This is a genomic window from Paenibacillus sp. AGC31 (assembly GCF_057334655.1).
Genome location: NZ_JBHFJH010000032.1, coordinates 168,494 through 191,972, shown reverse-complemented (window position 1 = coordinate 191,972; position 23,479 = coordinate 168,494). Strand labels below are relative to the sequence as shown.

General features: G+C 42.9%; 16 protein-coding genes. 3 read left to right on the top strand and 13 right to left on the bottom strand.

The window, feature by feature from the left end:
• Positions 1 to 2: 2 nt before the first annotated feature.
• The 9 genes from treC to ACE04G_RS20500 all read right to left on the bottom strand — a co-directional run bounded on the left by treC (position 3) and on the right by ACE04G_RS20500 (position 13,380).
• Positions 3 to 1,724 (bottom strand): alpha,alpha-phosphotrehalase, encoded by a 1,722-nt coding sequence (gene treC, locus ACE04G_RS20540; RefSeq protein WP_449004429.1) that lies wholly within the window; start codon positions 1,722 to 1,724, stop codon positions 3 to 5.
• A 376-nt stretch (positions 1,725 to 2,100) separates the two neighbouring features.
• Complete coding sequence (dctA, locus tag ACE04G_RS20535) at positions 2,101 to 3,456, bottom strand: C4-dicarboxylate transporter DctA (protein WP_339184446.1); 1,356 nt, start codon at positions 3,454 to 3,456, stop codon at positions 2,101 to 2,103.
• A 238-nt stretch (positions 3,457 to 3,694) separates the two neighbouring features.
• Positions 3,695 to 4,387 (bottom strand): metal-dependent hydrolase, encoded by a 693-nt coding sequence (locus ACE04G_RS20530; RefSeq protein ID WP_339184443.1) that lies wholly within the window; start codon positions 4,385 to 4,387, stop codon positions 3,695 to 3,697.
• A 103-nt stretch (positions 4,388 to 4,490) separates the two neighbouring features.
• A complete protein-coding gene (locus tag ACE04G_RS20525) occupies positions 4,491 to 6,176 on the bottom strand; it encodes a glycoside hydrolase family 13 protein (RefSeq protein ID WP_486094651.1) in 1,686 nt (561 codons plus the stop codon).
• Between the two features lie 371 nt (positions 6,177 to 6,547).
• Positions 6,548 to 7,006: a VanZ family protein gene (locus ACE04G_RS20520; protein WP_221824926.1), complete on the bottom strand. Its 459-nt coding sequence runs from the start codon at positions 7,004 to 7,006 to the stop codon at positions 6,548 to 6,550.
• A gap of 42 nt (positions 7,007 to 7,048) precedes the next feature.
• Positions 7,049 to 7,918, bottom strand: coding sequence for an effector binding domain-containing protein (locus tag ACE04G_RS20515; protein WP_221824928.1), 870 nt, complete (start codon positions 7,916 to 7,918; stop codon positions 7,049 to 7,051).
• Positions 7,919 to 8,182: 264 nt separating this feature from the next.
• Entirely contained in the window at positions 8,183 to 10,615 is a 2,433-nt protein-coding gene (locus tag ACE04G_RS20510) for a glycogen/starch/alpha-glucan phosphorylase (protein ID WP_449004427.1), read from the bottom strand.
• Between the two features lie 465 nt (positions 10,616 to 11,080).
• Positions 11,081 to 12,184 carry a glucose-1-phosphate adenylyltransferase subunit GlgD gene (gene glgD / locus ACE04G_RS20505; protein WP_076217120.1) on the bottom strand — a complete coding sequence of 368 codons (1,104 nt, stop codon included), beginning with the start codon at positions 12,182 to 12,184 and terminating at the stop codon, positions 11,081 to 11,083.
• 26 nt (positions 12,185 to 12,210) lie between these two features.
• Positions 12,211 to 13,380, bottom strand: coding sequence for a glucose-1-phosphate adenylyltransferase (locus ACE04G_RS20500; protein ID WP_449004566.1), 1,170 nt, complete (start codon positions 13,378 to 13,380; stop codon positions 12,211 to 12,213).
• 625 nt (positions 13,381 to 14,005) lie between these two features.
• Between ACE04G_RS20500 and ACE04G_RS20495 the strand changes: the two genes are divergently transcribed.
• Positions 14,006 to 16,492, top strand: a complete 2,487-nt coding sequence (locus ACE04G_RS20495) for a P-loop NTPase family protein (protein WP_449004426.1) — start codon at positions 14,006 to 14,008, stop codon at positions 16,490 to 16,492.
• On the opposite strand, the gene ACE04G_RS20490 is transcribed toward ACE04G_RS20495, so the two are convergent.
• From ACE04G_RS20490 to ACE04G_RS20475, 4 genes are all read right to left on the bottom strand, one after another.
• Complete coding sequence (locus ACE04G_RS20490; protein WP_449004425.1) at positions 16,463 to 17,551, bottom strand: D-alanine--D-alanine ligase family protein; 1,089 nt, start codon at positions 17,549 to 17,551, stop codon at positions 16,463 to 16,465. The two genes, ACE04G_RS20495 and ACE04G_RS20490, sit on opposite strands and share 30 nt — an antisense overlap.
• Before the next feature lie 44 nt (positions 17,552 to 17,595).
• Positions 17,596 to 18,534, bottom strand: coding sequence for a tyrosine-type recombinase/integrase (locus ACE04G_RS20485; RefSeq protein WP_449004424.1), 939 nt, complete (start codon positions 18,532 to 18,534; stop codon positions 17,596 to 17,598).
• A 158-nt stretch (positions 18,535 to 18,692) separates the two neighbouring features.
• Complete coding sequence (locus ACE04G_RS20480) at positions 18,693 to 19,844, bottom strand: iron-containing alcohol dehydrogenase (RefSeq protein ID WP_449004423.1); 1,152 nt, start codon at positions 19,842 to 19,844, stop codon at positions 18,693 to 18,695.
• A gap of 246 nt (positions 19,845 to 20,090) precedes the next feature.
• Complete coding sequence (locus tag ACE04G_RS20475; RefSeq protein ID WP_449004422.1) at positions 20,091 to 21,785, bottom strand: M3 family oligoendopeptidase; 1,695 nt, start codon at positions 21,783 to 21,785, stop codon at positions 20,091 to 20,093.
• Positions 21,786 to 22,389: 604 nt separating this feature from the next.
• Between ACE04G_RS20475 and ACE04G_RS20470 the strand changes: the two genes are divergently transcribed.
• Complete coding sequence (locus ACE04G_RS20470; RefSeq protein WP_449004421.1) at positions 22,390 to 23,145, top strand: hypothetical protein; 756 nt, start codon at positions 22,390 to 22,392, stop codon at positions 23,143 to 23,145.
• A 117-nt stretch (positions 23,146 to 23,262) separates the two neighbouring features.
• Positions 23,263 to 23,475 (top strand): cation:proton antiporter regulatory subunit, encoded by a 213-nt coding sequence (locus tag ACE04G_RS20465; protein ID WP_017688899.1) that lies wholly within the window; start codon positions 23,263 to 23,265, stop codon positions 23,473 to 23,475.
• The last annotated feature ends 4 nt before the right edge of the window (positions 23,476 to 23,479 follow it).

Genomic DNA, 23,479 nt, shown 5'->3' with positions numbered 1-23,479 from the left:
GATTAGTCCTGTTGTGGCACAAGCCACATATAGGATGCATACGGACTGAGAGAGATTTCCTGCGTCAGCGCAGGGGCTGCCTCCGTATTTCCTATGAGTAACTCTGCTGATTTGCCTGTAATGTGATCATTCCAGACCACTTCCGGAAGCGAGAACGTGACGTCTCGTTTACTGAAGTTGGATACAACAATCAGGGTTTCACTTCCATTGGTCCGTGCGTACGCGAATACATCCGGGTGTGCATCGTCCAATCGTTCATACAGACCGTCGATCAGCACGTTAACCTGTTTACGTAGGGCAATCAATTTGCGGTAGTGGTAGTAGATCGAATCTGGATCAGCCAGCTGCTGTTCCACGTGAATGGAAGGATACCGCTCATCCACCTTCAGCCAAGGTGTTCCGGTAGTAAATCCGGCGTTCTTACTTCCATTCCACTGCATCGGTGTGCGGGAGTTGTCCCGGGAACGCTCTTTTACAATGTTGAAAGCCTCTTCAGCGGATTTACCTCGTTCTTCCTGAAGCAGGCGGTACATGTTCGTTGATTCGATATCGCGGAACTCGCTAACGTCATTCCAGACCGGATTCGGCATGCCGATCTCTTCACCCTGGTAGACATAAGGTGTACCTTGCATGCCGTGTATCGTTGTTGCAAGCATCTTCGCACTTTCGGCACGATAATCACCATCATCGGCGAATCGGGATAATGCCCGAGGCTGATCATGGTTATTAAGGAACAGGGCGTTCCAGCCACCACCAGCTTGCATGCCTGTCTGCCACTCACTAAAGAGCTGCTTCATCGCTTCGAAATCATACGGCATCAGTTCCCACTTCTGACCATTCGGATAATCCACTTTCAGGTGATGGAAGTTAAACGTCATCGAAAACTCCCGGGAAGCCGGGTTCGAATATTGGATACAATGTTCCAGTGTTGTGGAGGACATTTCCCCTACGGTCACCATGTTGTAAGGCCCGAATACTTCATCGTACATCTCGGTGATGTACTCATGCACACGCGGTCCATCCGTGTAGTATTTGCGTCCATCACCCGGTGACACGCTACCATCATCATCAGGGAACCGCTGGTCTTTGGAGATCAGGTTGATCACGTCCATACGGAAACCATCCACACCTTTTTCGGCCCAGAACTTGATCATATCCCGTACAGCTTTGCGTACTTCTTCATTCTCCCAATTGAGATCTGCCTGCGTTTTATCAAATAAAGTCAGGAAATATTGTCCCGTCTGTTCATCGAACTGCCAAGCAGGCCCACCGAACTTGGATTGCCAGTTGTTTGGCACACCGCCATCCGGAGCAGGATCTTTCCAAATATAATAATCCCGATACGGATTATCCTTGGAAGAACGGGATTGCTGGAACCACTCATGATCGGTCGAGGAGTGATTCACCACGATATCAATCATCAGTTTCATATCACGAGCCTTCAGACCTTTCAGCAATTCGTCAAAATCCTCCATCGTTCCATAATCCGGATTAATCCGATAATAGTCCGCTACGTCATACCCATTATCATGCTGCGGAGATACATATACCGGCTGCAACCACACAATATCGATACCCAGATGCTGCAAATAATCAAGCTTCTCGGTTAATCCACGAATATCTCCAGTACCCGATCCGGTTGTATCATTAAAACTCTTCGGATATACCTGATACACCGTTGATGTCTTCCACCAAGATGACGGAGTTGTGTTATTAGAACTCATGTTAACGCCTCCAATAAATTGTAATGCTCTTATGTGATGTTCTCGGTTAACTTCATATCTATATTACATAAGTAAACATGTATATACAAGTTGAAACTATAATATGTATATTCTTCGCCTCTTCTACACATTCCCCATAAATCTTTCCTCTGTAACATTTATTTTGGAACCTGCGTTCGTGAACCCAATGATATCTGTATTGGGACAACAAAAAACCGTCTGTTCTTCCCACCATTGGTGCGGGCAACAGACGGTCTAATTTGGTTGAACTTGGTTGAACTTTTTAAATGTATTCTACTGTTTTTTACTGTTGTAATGGATTGTTATTATAGGGTTGCTGTCACTTGACTTCATCACCACAGCGGAGACACGCCTCTTACGACATCTCCGGTGAAACTACGGTTTTCCCTTGTTTTTCCTGCATATTCAACATTAATAAAGATAGTGCAGCTTGCTCTTCCCTTTCCAGTTCAGCAGCACTGATCTCACCAGAGAGTACGGCACGCATTCGCTTTTGATCCAGCAGACCTTCCCATTTTGCCACCACAAATGCTGCGACACAGTTGCCCATCAGGTTGGTGAATACACGCATTGTATCCATGAATCGATCTGCACCAAGCAGCAGAGCAACCGCTGCTACCGGAAAAGCATTGACAGCCACTGCCGTTGCAGACAGGGCCAAGAATGCGGAGCCAGGTACTCCTGCCATGCCTTTGGAACTTAACATCAACACCAGCAAAATCGTAATCTGCTGCATCAATGTCAGTTCAATCCCTACGGCCTGAGCAACAAAAACCGTTGCCAAGGATAAATAGATCGAAGCGCCATCCAGATTAAACGAGTACCCCGTCGGCACTACAAGACCCACAACCGCACGATCACAACCCGCCTTGGTTAGTTTGTCCATCATGCGTGGCATCACCACTTCTGAGGATCCGGTTCCAATTGCCAGCATCACTTCAGAACGGGTATACTTCACAAATTGCAGGAAATTCAGCCCGGTAATCCACCAGGCAGCCAATGCCAGCATGACCAGAAACAGCAGCGCTGCGCCGTAACAGGCCAGAATTAACAGACCAAAGGATGATAAAGTGGAAGCCCCATAGGCACCTACCGTGTAAGCCATGGCTCCAAATGCACCAATTGGCGCGAGTTTCATGATATAACCGATGATGCGGAACATAATGCCGAGCAAGTTCTCAATCAGCGTAAGTACATTCTCTTTTGCCTTACTCTCCGTTGCTGCCAGCGCAACCCCGAACAGGCAGGCCACGAGCAGTACTTGCAGAAGTGCATTTTGTGCAAAGGCATCCACAACACTTGTCGGAATAATATTCATGATAAAGTCTACCGTGTGCGGTAACTCGGAACCATTGGTTTTCGCTTCAATGCCGCTTGCGTCTATGGTTGAAGGGTCCACGTTCATTCCGGCACCGGGGCGAAGCAGATTGGCTGTTCCCAATCCAAGTACCAGCGCCACTGTAGTTGCAATCTCGAACCACACGATGGCTTTCAGCCCGATGCGACCTACCGACTTCAGATCACCGATTTTGGCAATGCCTGTTACAATCACCATGAAAATCAGTGGTGCGATGATCATCTTGATCAATTTGATGAAACCTGTTCCGAGCGGTTGCAGCAAGCTACCCAGATCCGGCCACAGAATGCCTACGCCAATCCCGATGATTACCGCTACAATAATTTGAAAAAATAATGATTTCATAAATGACATGAACGCTCCCCCTGTTTGCGGTCAATTCGGATTTCTGTTTGGTTTCCGTGTAACTTTTTATATCATTCTAAAAGGGAGTTCAACAATGGAATTTCAATGTTTTTGTCATTTGTACCAACTCTATCGGTGAAAATTGAACCTAAAACCGAAAAAAGACGAATATCACGTCAGTTATCTTAACGTGATATTCGTCTTTATCCATAAATCCATTTATTATTGAACAGCGGTTAAATGTGCATCACAGGGTAATAGATTCTCCGGGGGCGAGCACACGGCCTTCCAACCCTTTTCCAGCTAGTTGTTGCACGAAGTGTTCCGCATCCTGACGAATCACCGGGAATGTATCATAATGAACCGGAATCGTCAGTTTGGCATTAAACCATTCGGCCGCTTGCAGCGCATCCTCAGGTCCCATAGTGAAATGTCCACCAATCGGCAAGAAAGCTACATCAATATCATGACGATCACCGATCATTTTCATATCCCCGAAGAGACTTGTGTCTCCGGCATGCAAAATCGTTTTACCACCAATATTAATGATATATCCAGCAGGCAAACCTGCATACATGATCCGTTGTTCTTCTTCCAGCACAATCCCCGAAGTATGGAACGCCTGAATCATTTTGGCTTGAGCAAAATCAAGATCTACCGTTCCGCCCATGTTCATGCCGAGTGTATCCAGACCTTTCCAAGACATATATGTAGCCAATTCCACAATAGCCACAACTTTGGCGTTATTTGCTTTGGCAATAGGCTCAGCATCGAGGATGTGATCCATATGTGCATGTGTCAGCAACACAATATCTGTCTTAATATCTTCAGGCTTCGTGACGGCAAGCTCGTTGCCACGCAGGAAGGGATCAATGATCAGAGACTTTTCTTCTGTGCCCAGCTGAACACTGGAGTGACCGTGGAACGTAATATTCAACAACTTGGATTCCTCCCGACATATGTTTTGATTATTTTGAAACCACTATTCATTATAAATCATAGCTCTTCACCAACGCAAAATTACGCTAGCCTCCGTGTCACCGCTACTTACGATATACCCTTGCTTCATACGGCTGAAGCTGAATGGCACCTTCATCGGTAGAATAACGTCTGCTTACGTTACTAATGATCAGTTTGGCATGCTCGGAATCCCAGCCTTCCGGCCAGTGCATCTCAGGTTCATGGCCACGGAAATTCAGAATGACCAGCATCTGCTCATCTTCCAGCGTTCGGGTATAGGCATAGATATCCGGATCATCCGGCAGTAACAGCTCATATGCGCCATAGATAAGCACTTTATGTTGTTTGCGAAGCGCAATTAACTTACGGTAATAATGCAAAATGGATTGCGGATCACTTTCGGCATCAGCCACATTAATCTCAGGATAATTATCATTCACCTGAATCCACGGCTGCCCCTGGGTAAACCCTGCGTGTTCCGTCTCATCCCATTGCATCGGCGTGCGGGCATTATCGCGGCTCTTCAGCCAGATCGCCTGCATGACTTCGTGCTTCGACTTACCTTGACCAATGTAATGATTGTAATAATTTTTGGTCTCAATGTCCCGGTATTGTTCGATATCCTGAAAAGCGACATTGGTCATGCCGATCTCTTCTCCTTGATAGATGTAGGGGGTCCCTTCGAGTGTAAGCATCCATGTCGCCAGCATTTGAGCAGAACGCACCCGATATTTACCGTCATCACCAAAACGGGAAACCGGACGTGGCTGATCATGGTTGCCCATATAATTGGCGTTCCAGCCTCTACCATGTAAAACTGTTTGCCACCGGCTCATGATTTCTTTGAGATCTGTCAATTTCCATTCCTTATAGTTCCATTTACCAATTCCGGAGGATTTGGCATCGATAAACATATGCTCAAACTGGAATACCATATTAAGTTCGTCACGATCCGTCCCCACATAAGCCAAGGCCTGCTCAGGCCCAAGTCCGGAAGTCTCGCCAACCGTCATGGGTCCGTAAGGTTTCAGGATCATGTTATTCAGTTTCTTCAAAATCGAGTGTACCTGTTCCAGGTTGGAAAAGAGCTGATACGCTGGAACCACCGGCAGATTATCCGGATTGTGGGCACTTGGCAGACCCTCTGCCTTGGCGATATGCGCTACTGCATCGAAACGGAATCCGTCGACCCCTTTTTCCAGCCACCAATGCACCATCTCATACATCTCTTCTGCCATCTGTGCATTGTTCCAGTTGAGATCCGGTTGCTGTTCCGAATACAGATGCAGATAATACTCATTTGTCTCGGGATCATGCTTCCACACCGAACCTCCAAAATAGGACTCCCAGTTATTCGGCACCTGACCATTTTTGCCTGAACGCCAAATATAATAATCCCGTTTCGGATTTATCTTTGATGAACGCGATTCAGCAAACCACGCATGTTCATCCGACGTATGATTCAGTACCAGGTCCATCATGATCTTGAGACCACGCTTGTGTGCCTCTGCCAATAATCGATCAAAATCCTCCATCGTCCCATACTTACGTAAAATGCCGTAGTAATCCCGGATATCATATCCGTTATCTTGTCCTGGTGAATCATAAATGGGACAGAGCCAGATCACATCTACGCCTAAATTCTCCAAATAATCGAGCTTCTCATAGATTCCCTGCAAGTCGCCATATCCATCCCCGTCCGAATCTTTAAAGCTGCTCGGATAAATCTGGTATACCACACTCTCTTTCCACCAAACGATATCGCCCACCTCGCTCTCATCATTGTTCAATATATAAATTGAACAAAAGAATATTTACACTAGACACTCCGATGACAGAACAACCTTCCGATCGCTGTTATCCCCAGATTTTATGAATTCCCCTTATAAGGGGAAAATCCGGTGATAGCGTATGCTTCCGATGCAGCTTTCTTTCAGAAAGCTTTTAGGCGAACTCTTTCGCTTCCTCAGGTTATTTCTGTCCTCTCCGTTTCGTGTAAATGTTTAGTTCAATTTATATATATAATCTCTGCTCACGATATAAATAAGCCGTTAATATGTTTTATCCGAAATGATTCCCTTGTAAACATTTGAAAGGTATCTTATGCAAAAAGACCCGGTGATGGACCGCGATCTGCGGCTCAATTCCGAGTCCTTCTTTGTGAAAATAAAATTAACTTAAATCCGGCGTAACCTATCCAGGCACCGATCGTGTTCAGAATGATGTCATCCACATCAAACGAACCTACACGTGTAATCAATTGTGTGACCTCGACACCCAGCAGAAGCAAAACAACTGTAGATGTAAAGGTCAGGAACGAACGACACCTCCGAAACAACCATGGAATCCAGATGCCCAACGGAATGAACAATACGATATTGCCAAACAGGTTTTTGACCCAGGTATCTGTATTGTACCTCTCCCTCTCCAATAGAAGTGGCCGAATGGTCTCGAAGGGTACGAGATTATATTGATAATACATGCCTGGTGTTCGGCCGCTGATGAACAGTAAAATGCCCATAATCAGTATGTAAAGGACTGCCATGCAAGCAACAATGGTCAGCATCCACTTGGAGTGGAGCCACGACTTTTCGTTCATTCCTTCTATCCTCCGACCTTGTTTTCCGCGAAGCGGTAAGGTCTATTTTAACGGGATATAGATCTTCATGTCCAGTTGTTCAGGGGTCGATTTCCAGACATCTGTCACTTCAAAGTCCGGCCCTTCCCTCCGTTCATAGTTCGACTGCGGCAGCCAGCTGCCATAGATCATTTTACGGATATCCTGCCCGGAGCCTTCCACGGTGAACTCTGCATACAAGCCGCCGGGAATTTCAATCGAGGTAAAACCGGGTTCTAGTATCTGCGATGCTCCACCGCTTTCTTCACCCACAATAAAAGAAAATGCTCCATTCTCTTCAAAATGACAAGCCACACCGTATGCCATATCAGGGCGTGTCCTCTCCGGGATAACCATGAATCTCTGTTCCAACCCAAAATCGTGATAAAATCCGGGTATCTCGGCATAATGCTGATTGTCATTCAGATTGGTCTTATAATCATAGCCGACAATCCAGTTCGGTTCCCGTGTAACTAGACGGGGTGTGTTCATGTGGAATGTTCCACCAAGCGAAGTTCGATAATCATTAAAATCAATGCTCTGTTGCATCTTCAAAAGAGACAATTGCTCCGCTTCCAGCTTACGCAGCTTCGCGGGTGTCATTCCAAAGTAGGCTGAAAATGCACGGGTAAATGCCTCTTGGGATTGATAGCCAAAGCTCATTGCAATGTCCAATATGCCTTGGGATGTGTCTCTCAGTAACCCTGCGGCTTCCGTTAATCTGCGTCTGCGCACATATTCGAGTACTGTGAACCCGGTGATCGCCTGGAATAAACGTTGAAAATGAAACGCCGAAAAGCTCGCAGCAGCGGACGTCTCTCTGATATTAAACTCATCTTGCAAATGCTGCTCCAAATATTCAATAGCAAGCTGAATTCGTGTGTAATGATCCATAGTGACGGCTCCCCTATCTAATTCAAAATATCAAACGATTTCTTATGTAGTATGACTGAGATCCAGATCATTTTTTTGATTTTGTGTGCGAACTTGTATGATGAAAAATACGCGAGTTTCGGTTATCTTCAAGTTGAATGACACTATGATACGCTGTATGCCAAAATCCCCTTGTTCTACAAGGGGATGCTCTCTACGCTGGTTGATTTACCAGCAGAGATCTCTCTTGCGAACAAGGGGACTTGGTTGTCTAACAATCTATTCTTAACCTTTCCAGTTCCCGGACACGGGATGAATACCCCAGATATCTGACGCATACTCACTAATGGTACGATCACTGGAGAATATGCCGGAATGTGCCGTGTTTAATATCGCTTTCCGAGTCCAGCCCGGAATATCGCGATACGCCTGGTCAATGGCAGCATGCGCGTCTGCATAAGCAGCAAAATCACGTAATACAAAGTATTCATCACCATGGGCCAGCAAGGAGTCATAAATATCCCAGAACTCCCCGTCACGATAACAGAATGCACCTGGATGCACTAATTGCTCCACGACCTCGCGAATGCGTTCATCGTGCTGCACAATCTCATTCGGACGATAGCTGCCAGAACGATAATACTCAAGCACTTCGTCTGCACGCAGACCATAGATGAACATATTTTCTTCCCCAACCTGCTCTGCCATCTCCACGTTGGCTCCATCCATCGTGCCAATCGTTAAAGCACCGTTCATCATAAATTTCATGTTGCCCGTACCGGAAGCTTCCTTACCTGCGGTTGAGATCTGTTCACTAACATCCGCAGCGGGAATGATTTTCTCTGCAAGAGAGACGGAATAATTTTCGAGGAAAAATACCTTCAAGCGGTCATTCACGGCCGCATCCCGATTCACCGTGTCAGCCACGTTGTTAATTAGCTTGATAATTTTCTTGGCAAAATAATAACTCGGCGCTGCCTTGGCACCAAAGATGAACGTACGTGGTACCATATCAAACGAAGCATCATTCTTAAGGCGGTTATACAAATGCATAACATGCAGAATGTTCAACAGTTGACGTTTGTACCCGTGTAGTCTCTTCACCTGTACATCAAAGATGGAATCCGGATTCACTGCTGTTCCGGTATGGTCCAGAATATACGCAGCAAGCCGCTCTTTGTTATCCCGCTTAATCAAACGGAACTGCTCCTGGAATGATGTATTATCCGCAAAGCCAGCCAACTGGTCCAGCTTGCCCGGCTCTGTTATCCAATCGTTACCGATTGTATCCGTAATCAGATCCGACAGTTTCGGATTGGCATGCATTAACCAGCGGCGATGGGTGATACCATTCGTTTTGTTATTGAAACGTTCTGGATACAGTTCATAGAACGGAGCCATCTCGCGCTCTTTCAGAATCTCGGTATGCAAAGCAGCAACACCATTCACGCTATGACTGCCTACAATCGCCAGATGTGCCATCCGTACCTGATCGTTCGCAACAATCGCCAGATGCCCTATGCGATCCTGATCTCCCGGATACCGGTCCAGCAGCATGCCACAGAAGCGTTTGTTGATCTCTTCAATGATCATGTAGATTCGTGGCAGCAGCCTGCTGATCATGGATACAGGCCACTTCTCAAGAGCCTCACTAAGCGTTGTATGATTGGTATACGATACAGTACGAGTTGTGATATCCCATGCTTCATCCCAGCCATACCCCTTCACATCAATCAGGATGCGCATCAGTTCTGGAATAACCAAGGTTGGATGCGTGTCATTAATGTGGAAGGCCACTTTATCAGGCAAACGATCATACGCTAGCTCCAGCTTGTTGAACGTACGCAAGGCGCTCTGTACACCTGCTGAGCACATGAAGTATTGCTGCTTCAATCGCAGCAGCTTTCCTTCGTACTGGGAATCATCCGGATATAGAAACTCCGAGATCGATTCAACCGATCGGCTATAATCCAGATAACCGTAGTAGTTAGAAGGGGTGTCAAGTGAAGTCTCGCGCTTTGGCTCGGCACTCCAGAGTCGCAATGTATTCACATGGGTTTGACCATAACCGATGACAGGCACGTCATAGGGAATGGCGACAACCGATTCGGCATCTTTTGTAACAAACTGATATTCTCCATCCTGCTCATGAGCTTCTACCCGGCCCCAGAACTGTACTTCCACCTTTTTGTCTGGACGGCGGACTTCCCATTCATTGCCCTTATCCAGCCAATTGTCGGGCAACTCGACCTGATTACCATTGATGATTTTTTGCTCAAACAACCCGTATTTATATCGAATCCCGCAACCATGTCCTGCATATCGGAGTGAAGCGAGTGAATCCAGGAAACAGGCAGCGAGTCGTCCCAGACCTCCGTTACCGAGTCCTGCATCCGCCTCCTGCTCTTCCACCTCTTCCAAGGAGAAACCCAGATCAGCTAAACTATCACGAACCAATTCCAATTCATTTACATTCAGCAGATTGTTGCCGAGCAGACGTCCAATCAGGAATTCCAGCGAGAAGTAATAGACCTGTTTATCCTGGCGCTGCTTGAACCCCTGATTCGACGCTGCCCAATCCTGGCCTGCATATTCACGAATCATGCTTCCCAGTACGTGGTACACGTCTTCCTGTGTTGCTTCTTCAATCGGTTTGCCCAATTTGCTGACCAGATTCCGTGTAAAGATACTCTTGAACGTTTCCTTGTTGTCAAACAAAAGTAGGTTCCTCCCGGGGAAATCCTGCAGGATGGTGGCGATTCATACAAATCGAACTAAATTATATTTACACTGGCCACTTCGATGACAGAATAACCTTCCGATCGCTGTTATCCCCAGATTTTTTTGATTCCTTTTTAAAATGGGAAAATCCGGGGATAAAGGCGAGCGCTACGCTTCTTCAGGTCATTTCTGTCCTCTCCGTTTTGTGTAATTATTCAAGTTGAATTTATATAATACAGGATAAAATTTGAAACCAGCATATGCTTTCGAAGCAGCTTTCTTGCAGAAAGCTTTTAGGCGACCGCTACGCTTCAGAATCGATTTCGTTCCCTTCACTACGTTTGCATGCTGGTGAGAACTTTCGAAGATGCAATTCATTCGTCGAAAGTGTATGAACCTTAAATCCATCCTACAGGATTTTTATTTTATATATTTATAGAAGATATCGGTTACGTGCGGGCATTAGATAATAGTACTTTTCGCTAAAATGTATGGATTCGACGGGTCACCGATCAGCGTCTGTCCTCCGGTGAGCTTCACGTCTTTATCGAGAATGACGTTCTCAAGTACGGTTCCTTCACCAATGTAGCATTTTTGCATGATGATTGAACCCTTAATTTTGGCACCTTTAGCCACCTGTACGCCCCGGAATAAAATGCTGTCTTCCACCTCTCCAGCTACAATGCAGCCATTCGCGAGAAGTGAATGTTTAACATCGGCGGTATCCAGATATTTGGCAGGTGCTTCGTATTTAATTTTGGTCTGGATCGGATCTTCCTTGAACAGCTGTTCATATTGCCCTGTGTTCAGCAGATCCATACTGTTGCGGTAATAACTGTCAATGGAATTGATGACTGCGTGATAGCCATCATATGCATACGCAGCGATATTCAATCCATCCGGATTTTTTTGAATCACATCCCGAAAGAAATGGCTCTCGCCATGATCAATGCAGCGCTGCACCTGGCGCAGGAACAATTCCTTTTCCATAATGAAAATTTCTGTATATATATTCGGGTGATTAGCGCTTTGGTGAATGTCCACCACGTTACCGTCCCCGTCATGATCAACTTTGACACAGGCGTCATGCTCAGGCAGCAGCTGATCTACTTTTTTGCAGACCAGTGTAACGTCCGCTCCTTTACTGATGTGATACCTGTAGACATCCTGGAGGTCTGCTTTGGTCACGTGGCGACTGCCCGCATGCACTACATATTGCCCTGCACCTCTGCGGAAGAAGTCCAGATTGTTATGGAAATGCTGCAAGTCCCCCTGTGATGTATCTGTTGGATCGTTCCAGTCCGGCGGTAAAATAAACATGCCCCCATGCTTACGATCCAAATCCCAAGGCTTGCCGTCACCGAGATGGTCCATCAGCGAGCGATACTTACGACGGACAAATACCCCTATGCTCTCAATTCCGGCATTCATCATATTAGATAGAACAAAATCGATCAGACGGTAACGCCCGGCATAAGGCACCGCGGCTCCGCAGCGAAAGTACGTCAATTCCTTCAATTCCTCAAGTTCATGGTCAAGGTTAATAACTCCGATCAATGATTTCATCGCATGCACCGTCCTTTTGGCTTCAATTAGGCCTTGCTGGTTATTCCTTGGCGAAGCTGACGCTCCAGTTCTTCCTGATCGACGAGTAATATATCACTCTCATCTCCCGGTGCGGGCGAAATCTGTGTTCCATCCGGAATAACCAATCCTTCTGCAATGATTGCTCGGTGAATATGCACATTTTGCCCGATCTTCACCCTTGGCATGATGACAGAATCTATAACGGCGCTGTTCTCCCCAACCTCAATTCCGTAGAACAGAACGGAGTGATTGACCTCTCCATGCACCACACTGCCTTCACTAATAATACAATTCCGCACTTTGGCCGAAGGCGAAATGTATTGTGCAGGTTGGTTTGGATTACGTGTGAAAATACGCCAGTCCGGGTCATTCAGATTAAACGGGGTATCTTCATCCAACAAATCCATATTCGACTCCCACAGACTGCGAATGGTACCTACATCTTTCCAATACCCTTCAAATGGATATGCGTATAAGGATTTTTCATTTTCAAGCAATAACGGAATGATATCTTTACCAAAATCATAGGAGGTGGATGCCTGTTGTTCATCCTGGATCAGGAAACGTTTCAGTACATCCCACTTGAAGAGATAGATACCCATGGAAGCAAGTGTGCTCTTGGGCTCAGGAGGTTTTTCTTCGAATTCATAGATGCTATAGTCATCGTTGGTATTCAGCACACCGAACCGGCTGGCTTCTTCCAAGGAGACATCAATGACCGATATGGTGCAATCCGCATCTTTTTCTTTGTGATACTGGAGCATTTTTTCGTAGTCCATCTTATAGATATGATCCCCTGACAGAATGAGCACATGCTCAGGATCGAATTGTTCAATAAAGTTCAGGTTGCGGAAGATCGCATCCGCTGTACCCCGGTACCAGTTGCTACCGTCTTCACGTTCATGCGGAGGAAGTACGTATACCCCGCCGTTTTTCCGATCCAGATCCCAGTCACTGCCAATGCCAATATAGGAATGTAAGACAAGTGGTTCATATTGAGTTAATACACCCACTGTATCAATACCAGAATTAGAGCAGTTACTCAGCGGAAAATCAATGATTCGGTACGTGCCCCCAAAATATACAGCCGGCTTAGCCAGTGATTTGGTCAATCCTTTTAACCTCTTACCTTGCCCTCCGGCAAGTAGCATCGCTACAACTTCTTTTTTCGCCATCATTACAGCCTCCTCCACGTGCATTCGTTCTGATTCATTTCAGAGCCCATAATCGATATTCTGTTGTGTGGACACTGTTGTCATGATTAGGAGCATGCTGTACAGATGTGTAACTGGATGAATCTTATTGCAGTTGAACTTCTTGGATTGTAAAGCCTGAAATAGAGATGATGCTGGTGTAGAATTGCCTTGACTGTCTTACAGAGGTGAATGTTAGATGCAGAACTTCAGGTGTAGCTCGTGAACAATGAAATAGACTACTCCTATTTACATTAAACACGAAACGGACTGGGGAATCTTACTGGAAAACATCGACATCAAGTTATGGGTAAGATCACCCTTTCTCGTGCCGCTGTTATTCATATTATATTCGATAATAGAGAAGCAAACTCCTTTTGGAAAATTCATGGTAAAAGTGTGACACTACTAGACCCATAAACCTATATAATTAAAAATACAGGTACTACGAATCAGAAAACGGCAATGAATTTGTAAATTTTTAGAGGAATATATAGAAATGTGTCGAATAGAATTAGATATGGTACAGAAAGTTATGATCAGAATTGCTAAAGCAATCTATCAGAAAATTACATACTAATAACTATAAATTATTTGGAGGTCGCGAATGACTTACTCTTTACTACATCATCAACAGGAAATTAAGCAACATATTTTAGGAGGAATAAGAGATAACAGAAAGTTATTTCTTATTGAAGGCTTGTCTGGAACAGGAAAATCTTATCTCACTCATAGTATTATCAGTGAATTATCATTGATAGATGAGTTTGAAATTTTCCTCATGGAAGGAGATAGTCAGTGTATAACTAGAGATTATTATCCTTTTGAAAGATGCATATCTTCAAAAAAAAGTGGTTTGAAAAATCGGAATAACAGTAAAACTCTAAAAAAAACAGTATCCAAAGCGAGTAAAGGTATTCCCTTTGTGGGAGACTTAGCTGAACATATCTCAGAAGAGTTTCTTAATCATAATGATAACGAATTCGATAAAGACAATTCTTATTTAACGGATTCTGAAAGAAGCATAATATATAGAATACGTTATCTAACAAAAAAAAGAATTGTGTTTATCATAGAAAATTTTCAATTTTGGGATGAAAAGTCAGTAAGTTTAATTTATCAAATTCTGAAAGAGAGAGAGAATAACCTATCCATTCTAGAAGAACTTGTAATTATTATTAATTGGACATCGGATCAGACTTTAAATAACGAGAAATTCAAAAATGGAATTCTTAAAGAATTTCATTTCGACACGTACAAACTAAATGTTATCGAAAAAGTTGGATACAAATCTGCTTTGGTATCAATGGGTTTGATGAAAGAGATTAACAATGATTTAATCAACGGGTTATACTCTATAACAGGTGGACATTTGCATCTTACCAAAGAAATCATCCAATTTTTTAACCATTCTTCTGTAGAATCGACTGAATTGATAAGCTTAGGAAATACAGAGAAAATTATGACGTTGATTGAAGACAGACTAAAAAATCTTGGAGCAAGAGGCGAGGTTATCTCGGAAGTCTTAAAATACGCTTCTATTCTTGGTATATCTTTTACCTTTTTTGAACTTGAAAAAATAACTAAGAGAAACCAAGCTGAGTTACAACAAATTATTACTGAAGCAAATAAACTTTATTTTGTGGAAGAAAACAATAAAAAAGTTAATTTTGTACATGAGATTATTCGTAATTTATTTGAGAGCAAATTAGAAGATAAGAAAACATATTTTCAAGCTTATGCAGAGTGCCTGAAAGTAATTAAGCCAAATGACTATATTGCGCGAGCACGCGCTCTGTTAAAAGCAAGTTATGTAGATCAAGCGGCATTGCAATACATTCTTGCTTATGTAAAAAAGCTTCGTAATTCAGAAACAATTAATCATGACTTCTCTCAAGAAGTTTTAATGTCTATAAGCGAGCTTCGTGCTGCTGAATATGTTGATATCATGCAACAAGCCTATTCAGACTATTTGAACAAAAATTTTGATAAAGTTATTGAAGAGTTAGGGTGGATTGAGGATTCTTATCCAATTTTGCTAAGAGCAGAAAGAGATTATCTCTTAGCCATGTGCTTGACAAAAAAAATAGACAGTGATTCGCGTAATAAATCTGTTTCTATCCTTGATAAGTATAAAGATATTAATTCACTTAATGGTGAAAGTGAATTATGGTCAAGAATTTTATCTGTGCAAATGATTAGTTATATTCACATTAATGATAAAACAAGCGCTATAAAAAATGAGAATTTACTTATGCATTACTTAGGTGATCGGGCATCATATGACATGGATGCAGAAGACAAAATCAATATCCTCCGTCGAAAATCAAGTGCTGTTCATTCTATAATTTTTGCTCAAAGAAGTACTATGAAAAGTGTAAAGTACTTTGGGCCATTAGAAATTGGTGGAGTTCCACTTAATCCAATTCAGTATTATTTTTCATTAAACAACCATATTGCTAACACACTAGTTTTGGGTAAGTTTGAAGAAAGTTTCGAAGATGCTACACAATTAAGAAAGTTTATCGCCAACCATAAAGGAATCCCATTTCCACGCCCTGAGATTCCTTTAAATAACTATATATTGAGCGGAATAGCTTCAGAAAATATATCTTTTGAAAAAGGGCTAGAGATATATAATGAAATGTTTAATAAAATAAAATCAAGTGCAGATAGTATACTACTTAAAATTAATCAATCTGTGTTGTATGCAGCAACTAACCAGTTAGATCAAGCTCGGGATATACTTGACACTTTGAAAAAGAAATTGATTCGAAAAAAAAATATAGAGTTATACTATCAATTCTATGTTGACTCTAATCTCATGGTAGTAGAATACTTACTGGGTAACCAATCAGAAGCTTTAGAATTATGGAATACTATTTCGTATATGCCTTCTATTGGAGATCAGAATTATTACGAAAAACGCCATGAACTCATAAAAGAATTGTTTGATTCTAACATACAGTTATCAGGATTAGAATGGTTTACTATTATTGATAAGATGTATCCCGAATTTGTTGAACGTTCAAAAGAAAAATCATATGGAAATGGATTCCTTATGTCAGATATTCAATTCTGGTCGGAATCCTAGGTCGTATTTTGAGATTGTAATTGCTACAAATGTAGCCAACATTTCATTATATGTATAACCTAATTCAATGAATGATTGATGAAAAGAACTATGTTTAACAATATGTGGGTTCGTGGCAATATCTGTCACAAAAAACTCATTTTTTTGATTTATTCGATAATCAACTCTCCCAAAACCTGTTATGCCTAATACTTCAGCAACTGCAGCTGTTGTCTCAATTAGTTTAGCATTTATTACTTGATTTTCTGTAGAATAATTATAAAAAGAATACTGATCCTTACCTCTTATTTCATAAGTCAAAATTTGATCAGAAAGATTTCTGCTGTCGTTCAGTTGAACTCCCATAGGAATTAAAGGCGTAATTTCTTTATCAACTACAACCGGATGCTCTACTTCATATCCTTCAATGAATGCTTGAACAATGATTTCCTGTCCGTATTCTATGCACAATTGTTCTATCATTAAATCATCTGATGATTCGTAATTAATGATGTTATTCTGATCAATCCCAATACTCGCAGATTCATTATTCAATTTAATAATAACTCTACAACCTTGAGGTGGCTTTTGTTCAAAAAGCCACCCTTTTTTTGTATATAACCAGCTCTCAGGAACAAGAATACCATGCTGTTTCAGTAATATACCTGAGTGATATTTGTTTCTACACAGGCTAACGGTGTATGGATTGGAACTTGTATATTTTAAATTGTATAGATCACAAAAGGCTGGTAACAACGATTTTCTGCCGATATTTTTTCCTTTTTGGGCCATACTTAATACTATTCCAATATGATTTCTTTTTAATATTGGATGTTTGCTCGTAGCTACCTTTTGTATAAATTCTGTCTCATCAAAGTGAATGATGGTTCGGAAACCAAAATTTTCAAACCCTTGATTGAGTACTTCTAGCTCAGATTCGCTTAAGTACTCTGAAATTAATGAATTATTATGATAATCTTCAAATTCATTTGTCTGATTATCCACATTAGTTACTAGCACCACGGTCACTTTTTCTTTTTGTTGTGTTATTTCATCAAGATACTTATTAATTAATTCCACAATCTAAACCTCCAAATAATTTATAGTTATTTGGAGGTTTTTCTCTACACTTTTAGATTATTTCTCGGATTAAACCGTGAAAGCACATCCTTCTTCCGTTCAACAGACACTTCTGTGTATATTTGCGTGGTGCTTACATTGGTATGTCCGAGGATTTCCTGGACTGATCTTAGATCTGCACCATTGTTCAGCAGATGTGTAGTAAAGCTATGTCTGAGGTAATGCGGTGTTGATTTTTTGCTAACCTTAGATAAGTCCCTGTATTTAGAGTAAATATCCTCAATGGAGTAAATGGAGAGTCGATCACCATATTTGTTGAGGAACAGAGCATCAGATTGGGGGTCGAAATGTTCGCGGGCATGCAACCATGTTTTAATTTTATGGATGACTTCGCTACTTGAAATGTAGAGCAGCCGCTCCTTACGACCTTTTCCAAAAATCAACACGGTTTTCTCTTCGAGATCGATGTGCTCCATATCAATATTCACTAGTTCTCCAATTCGAATTCCAATAACATAGAGCAGTTCAATAATAGCATCGTTGCGAAGGTTGATTCTTCTTCTAAAACTCGTGTGTAATTGTTTCATGTGCTCTTGAGGTGCATTTAATAACTTTTCTACTTCATTGACAGAGAGTGTCTTTGGAATACGTCTTGCCGTTTTGAATTTTTTTCCGAAACCAATAATTGGGGACTCGCTTATATCACCGCTTTGAACCAAATAATTAAAAAATGCTTTGAAGCATATGTACTTTCTTTTAATGGTCGAGTCTTTAAGTGTGTGTTCACTGTTTAATTGTTCCAGATACATGCGTAAATTTTCTCTGGTTACATCGTGGATATGTTTAGTATCAAGCCATTCTACAAGTCTGTTGAGATCAGACAGATAGGCTTTAATGGATTTAAGGGATAGATTACGCTCCACGCTTAAATAAGTCTCATATTGCTTAATATAGGTGTTTAGGTTACTTGTACTAAGTCTCATGATGCCTCCTGATGTCGATGTCATATGTTGCCAATGGCCCGACCTACATTATTACGCATTGAACTCCATTTGTGAAGATGCCCAAAGGCATATATACAATATCCAAGTTTTGAAAAACAAAAAAGAGTCGGATTCCCTCCGACTCGATAACTTCGCACTTATATTATTTTGCGGAACAGCTCCATCACTTCATCCTTGGATGGTTGATAGGGATTGCCTGGTGCACAGGCATCTTTCATCGCGTTATCGGCAAGCAGTTCCACATCGGGATCTTTTACACCCAGTTCAGACAGTTTCTCAGGGATCCCGACTTCCTTCGATAGCTGACGTATGGCCTCTATGACGTACTCCGAACACTCCTCATCACTTCTACCCTTCACATCCATACCAATGGCTTTGGCAATATGACGGAATTTGCCGGGGACATGCTTGGCGTTCAACTCTTCCACATAGGGGAGTAACATTGCGTTACAGACACCGTGCGGCAGATCATATACGCCACCCAGTTGATGCGCCATCGCATGGACATAACCCAGGCCCGCATTATTAAACGCAATACCGCCAAGGAAACACGCATACGTCATATGTTCCCGCGCTTCCAGGTCACTGCCGTCTCTCACGGCTCTTGGCAAATATTCAAAGATCAGTTCAACAGCTGCTGCAGCTGTGGCACTTGTCACTGTAAATCCACCAGGTGTAACCATCGCTTCTACGGCATGGGTCAAGGCATCCATTCCTGTCGCCGCTGTGAGACTTGCAGGTTTGCTGAGCATCAGCTCCGGATCATTAACCGACAGCGAGACCAGACTGTTGCGGTCTACCATAACCATCTTCACTTTACGTTCCTCATCTGTAATCACGTAGTTAATTGTCACCTCGCTCGATGTGCCCGCTGTTGTGTTAAAAGCCACAAGTGGTACGGACTTATGTTTCGATTGATGCAGTCCTTCATATTCACGGATATGCCCACCATTCGTAGCTACAATACCAATCCCTTTGGCAGCATCCTGCGGTGAACCTCCGCCTATCGATATAATGGCGTCACAGCCATGATCCTGGAATACTTGAAGTCCATCATGTACATTCTGACATGTTGGATTAGGCTGAACCTCATCATATACAACATATTCTAACCCTGATTTTCTTAGTATAGACAGTACCTGTTCAGCAACGCCTGAAGTAATCAATTGACGATCACTTACAACCAGCGCCTTGCGGATACCCATCTGTTCAATCATCTGACCTGCTTCCTGTAAACAGCCTCTACCCATCAAGTTCACGGGCGGAACATAATATGCATGTGTTGCCATTTGAACCAGCCTCCTGTAACCCCTGATTTACTATCTCCATTGTAACTGAATCCGTTTTCAGATATAGTGAAATAAATCACAATGAGTCCGATAAATGTTACACTGAAGGTTGATTTTTACCTATAATGAAAAAGACGACCCAGACACCCGAAGGTCTCCAAGCCGTCTTACTTATCTATCTTAAAGCTTTATCCACTACTTATACCTTACTGAAGGTACTATTACTAAAAGCATCCTTACGAAGGCTTACAGCGCCTTATCGTTCACGCCGTCAAGCCATGCCTCAATATCGCCAATTACGGAGGATACACAGCCATCCTCGAATGGTGAGTTCAATCCAGCCAGTTCAACCAATCCGGTGAAGGACAGGCTTCCTCCCGCTTTGCACAATGTCAGATAGTCGGCCCATGCGGACTTCATGTCCTCATTGCTGCGTTTCCAGAACTGGAATGCACAGATTTGTGCCAACGTGTAGTCAATGTAATAAAATGGCGATGAGAAAATGTGACCCTGCTTATGCCAGAAACCACCCTGCTCCAGATACGCATTGTCTTTGTAATTGATGTGTGGCAGATAGGTCTTCTCAATGTTGCGCCATGCCTGCTTACGCTCCGCTGGTGTTGCATCCGGATTCGCATATACAAAATGCTGGAATTCATCCACGGCTACGCCATAGGGGATAAACAACAAACCGGAAGACAGGTGATCAAACTTGTACTTGTCCGTATCTTCCTTGAAGAACAACTGCATCCACGGCCATGTGAAGAACTCCATACTCATGGAATGAATCTCAGCCGATTCATATGTCGGCCAGTTGTATTCAGGCACTGCAAAATCACGGCTCTCATACACCTGGAAAGCATGACCTGCTTCATGTGTCAATACATCAATATCACCGGATGTACCGTTGAAGTTGGAGAAGATAAACGGCACTTTGTAATCGTTCAGGAACGTACAATATCCGCCGCCCTGTTTACCTTTTTTGCTTACCAGATCCATAAGCTCGTTTTCGGTCATCATCTGGAAAAAAGCATCCGTCTCTGGCGATAATTCAGCGTACATTTTTTTACCATTATCGATAATCCAGTCCGCGTCACCCTTAGGTGTCGGGTTACCCGTCTTGAAGCTGAAGCCCTGATCGTAATAATACAGTGTATCCACATCGATCCGATTACGCTGACGCTCTCTGAGCTTGGTCGCTACAGGCACGATATAATCGCGAACTTGTGCACGGAAGTTGGCAACCATCTCGGCGTTGTAATCTGTACGGTTCATACGATCATAACCGAGTTCTACATAGCTTGGATAACCCAGTTTCTTCGCGATCTGTGTACGTACTTTAACCAGTTCATCGTAAATGCGATCGAATTCAGCCTCATGTTCAGCCATGAAAGTGTATCTGGCTTCCGAAGCGCGCTCACGCATGGAGCGATCCGTGGACAGTTCAAATGGATGAAGCTGTGGCAACGTGCGTTCTTCACCTTCGAACGGAATTTTGGCGGATGCGATCAATTGATTGTATTCTGTGGAAAGTTTGTTCTCCTTCTGGAGTTCTTCAATAATTTCCGGGCTGAATGTTTTCAGTGAAAGATCTGCCAGCTGGAACAGCTGTGAACCCCATTTCTGTTCCAACTCATTGCGGAATTTGGAGTTAACCAGTGCGCGGTAAAAATCCGTAATATATTCCTGCACAATTGGTGCATTCTCATCCAGAAATTCGTTCTCTGCCTTGTAAAACTCATCATTGGTATCAATGGAATGACGGATGTAGACCAATTGGGCTTGTGTCTCAAAATCACTGCGCAGCGCGTTAATCTGATCCATGAATCCACTCTGTTCTTCAACCGTTGCCGCAGCTTCAAAACCGCTCAACAGCTCACGGAAAGATGTCTTGATGTGTTCCAGATTCGGACGTGTATACGTATACTCACTAAATTTCATTATGTACACCCTTTCCTGTTTGGCAGAATTTCGGGAGCATCCCGAGTTAAACTACCCCCTATTATACAAAAGAGCAGCTAAAAAATCCCATCTTTACGAAAAATATTTGTCCATCGGTCAAATTGTGCAACACGACTGGTTACATATATTACGTACTTATGTAAGGTCAGTGCCTCAACATTTTCCCCACACAAATAAGCCCGCCTCGCGTTAGCGAAGCCAGCTTATAGGTTGTCTCTCTTCTTTTCACATTTAAACAATACTAGCTTTGGTCTTTATCCATAATCTGATAGAACCAGCCCATTCCGACCATGCCCACGACCATAATAACAGCCATAATAATGATATATGTCATGAATGTAACCTCCCTGCTTCCGTATATTCATCACACTACTACTAGTGTACACTTTGAAGCGCCATTTGAATTGACCGAACATTGACAAAAATACGAAATCTTTAATTTTAATAAATGGATTATTTCCCCGATCACACTAAATCATACGTACCTCGCTACACGGTGCAAAGTTTCATCCGCCATGCTTACGGTGTATACTATACTTCTATGAAATGGAATTTGGATTTTTAAGCAGAAAGGTTGAAAGACATGTCAACTCGCATCCCCTTACGTCAGTTATTTCTTACTGTTTTATTAGCCCTTATGTTATCTGTTTTATCCGCTTGTGCTGATGGAGAAGCCCATTTAACGGTGAATATGGATGGATCAACGGATCTGGATCTCAATCTCAACGTAAAGAACTCCGCTCTTGGAAAAATTGGACAAGACAATCTCATGCCTCTGATTGCAGATGCATTGAATCGAAATAACTTCCAGGCAGAGGTTTCGGAACAAGGAGATCAGAAGCAACTCACAGCGACCACCCATTATGAAAAAAGCAATAAAACCAGCTTTAATACGTCCAAGTTACCACAAGGGATCAAGGTTGAACAATCAACTTCACCTGGCTTCTTCACTTCCAAAATGCATATTACAGCAGAAGCCGATCTCATGGAGTCCATGCCCGATGGTGAGATCAAAAATCAGATTAACAAGGTACCCGGCTTTCTTAAAAATCTCTTGTTAAAGGATGTTAACTTTGACTTTAAGTTGTCTTTGCCCATCAAGGCAGCTGATTCCAATGCAGATCAGGTAGAGGATGGCGGAAAAACGCTGATTTGGCACGTTTCACCCCTCCAGATGAATAAACTGGATCTGACTGTACAGGTTCCCAATATTCGGAACATCATTATCATGGCAGTCATTGGCCTACTATTAATCGCTGCTCTGCTCATTTGGTTTTTTGTTCGTCGCAGACGGGCCAGACAGCACCAAAGTGCAAGGTCACATCGCGGAAAAAATTAATTCTTCACACCAATTTTATTTGTGACTTGCCAAACGGTGTTATGGATAGTAGAATACATCCGTACTGTGTGAACGGTTAATTTTTTATTAAGCAAAGCTAAAGAGGTGACAAGTTTCATGAATATCCGCGAATGCCCACTACCTGGTATCGGAGTTAAGTACCAGTTTGATACAAAGGGCGGCCATCAGTTAGTCATTATTGTGCATGAGGACGGACGCCGTGAATTATTCTCCGTTGATCCACAAGACAACGAAGAACTCACTCTGATTGCAGATTTGGAAGATGACGAATGTGTGACTCTCTCCGGTTTAATCGGAGGCTGGTCGTAAATGA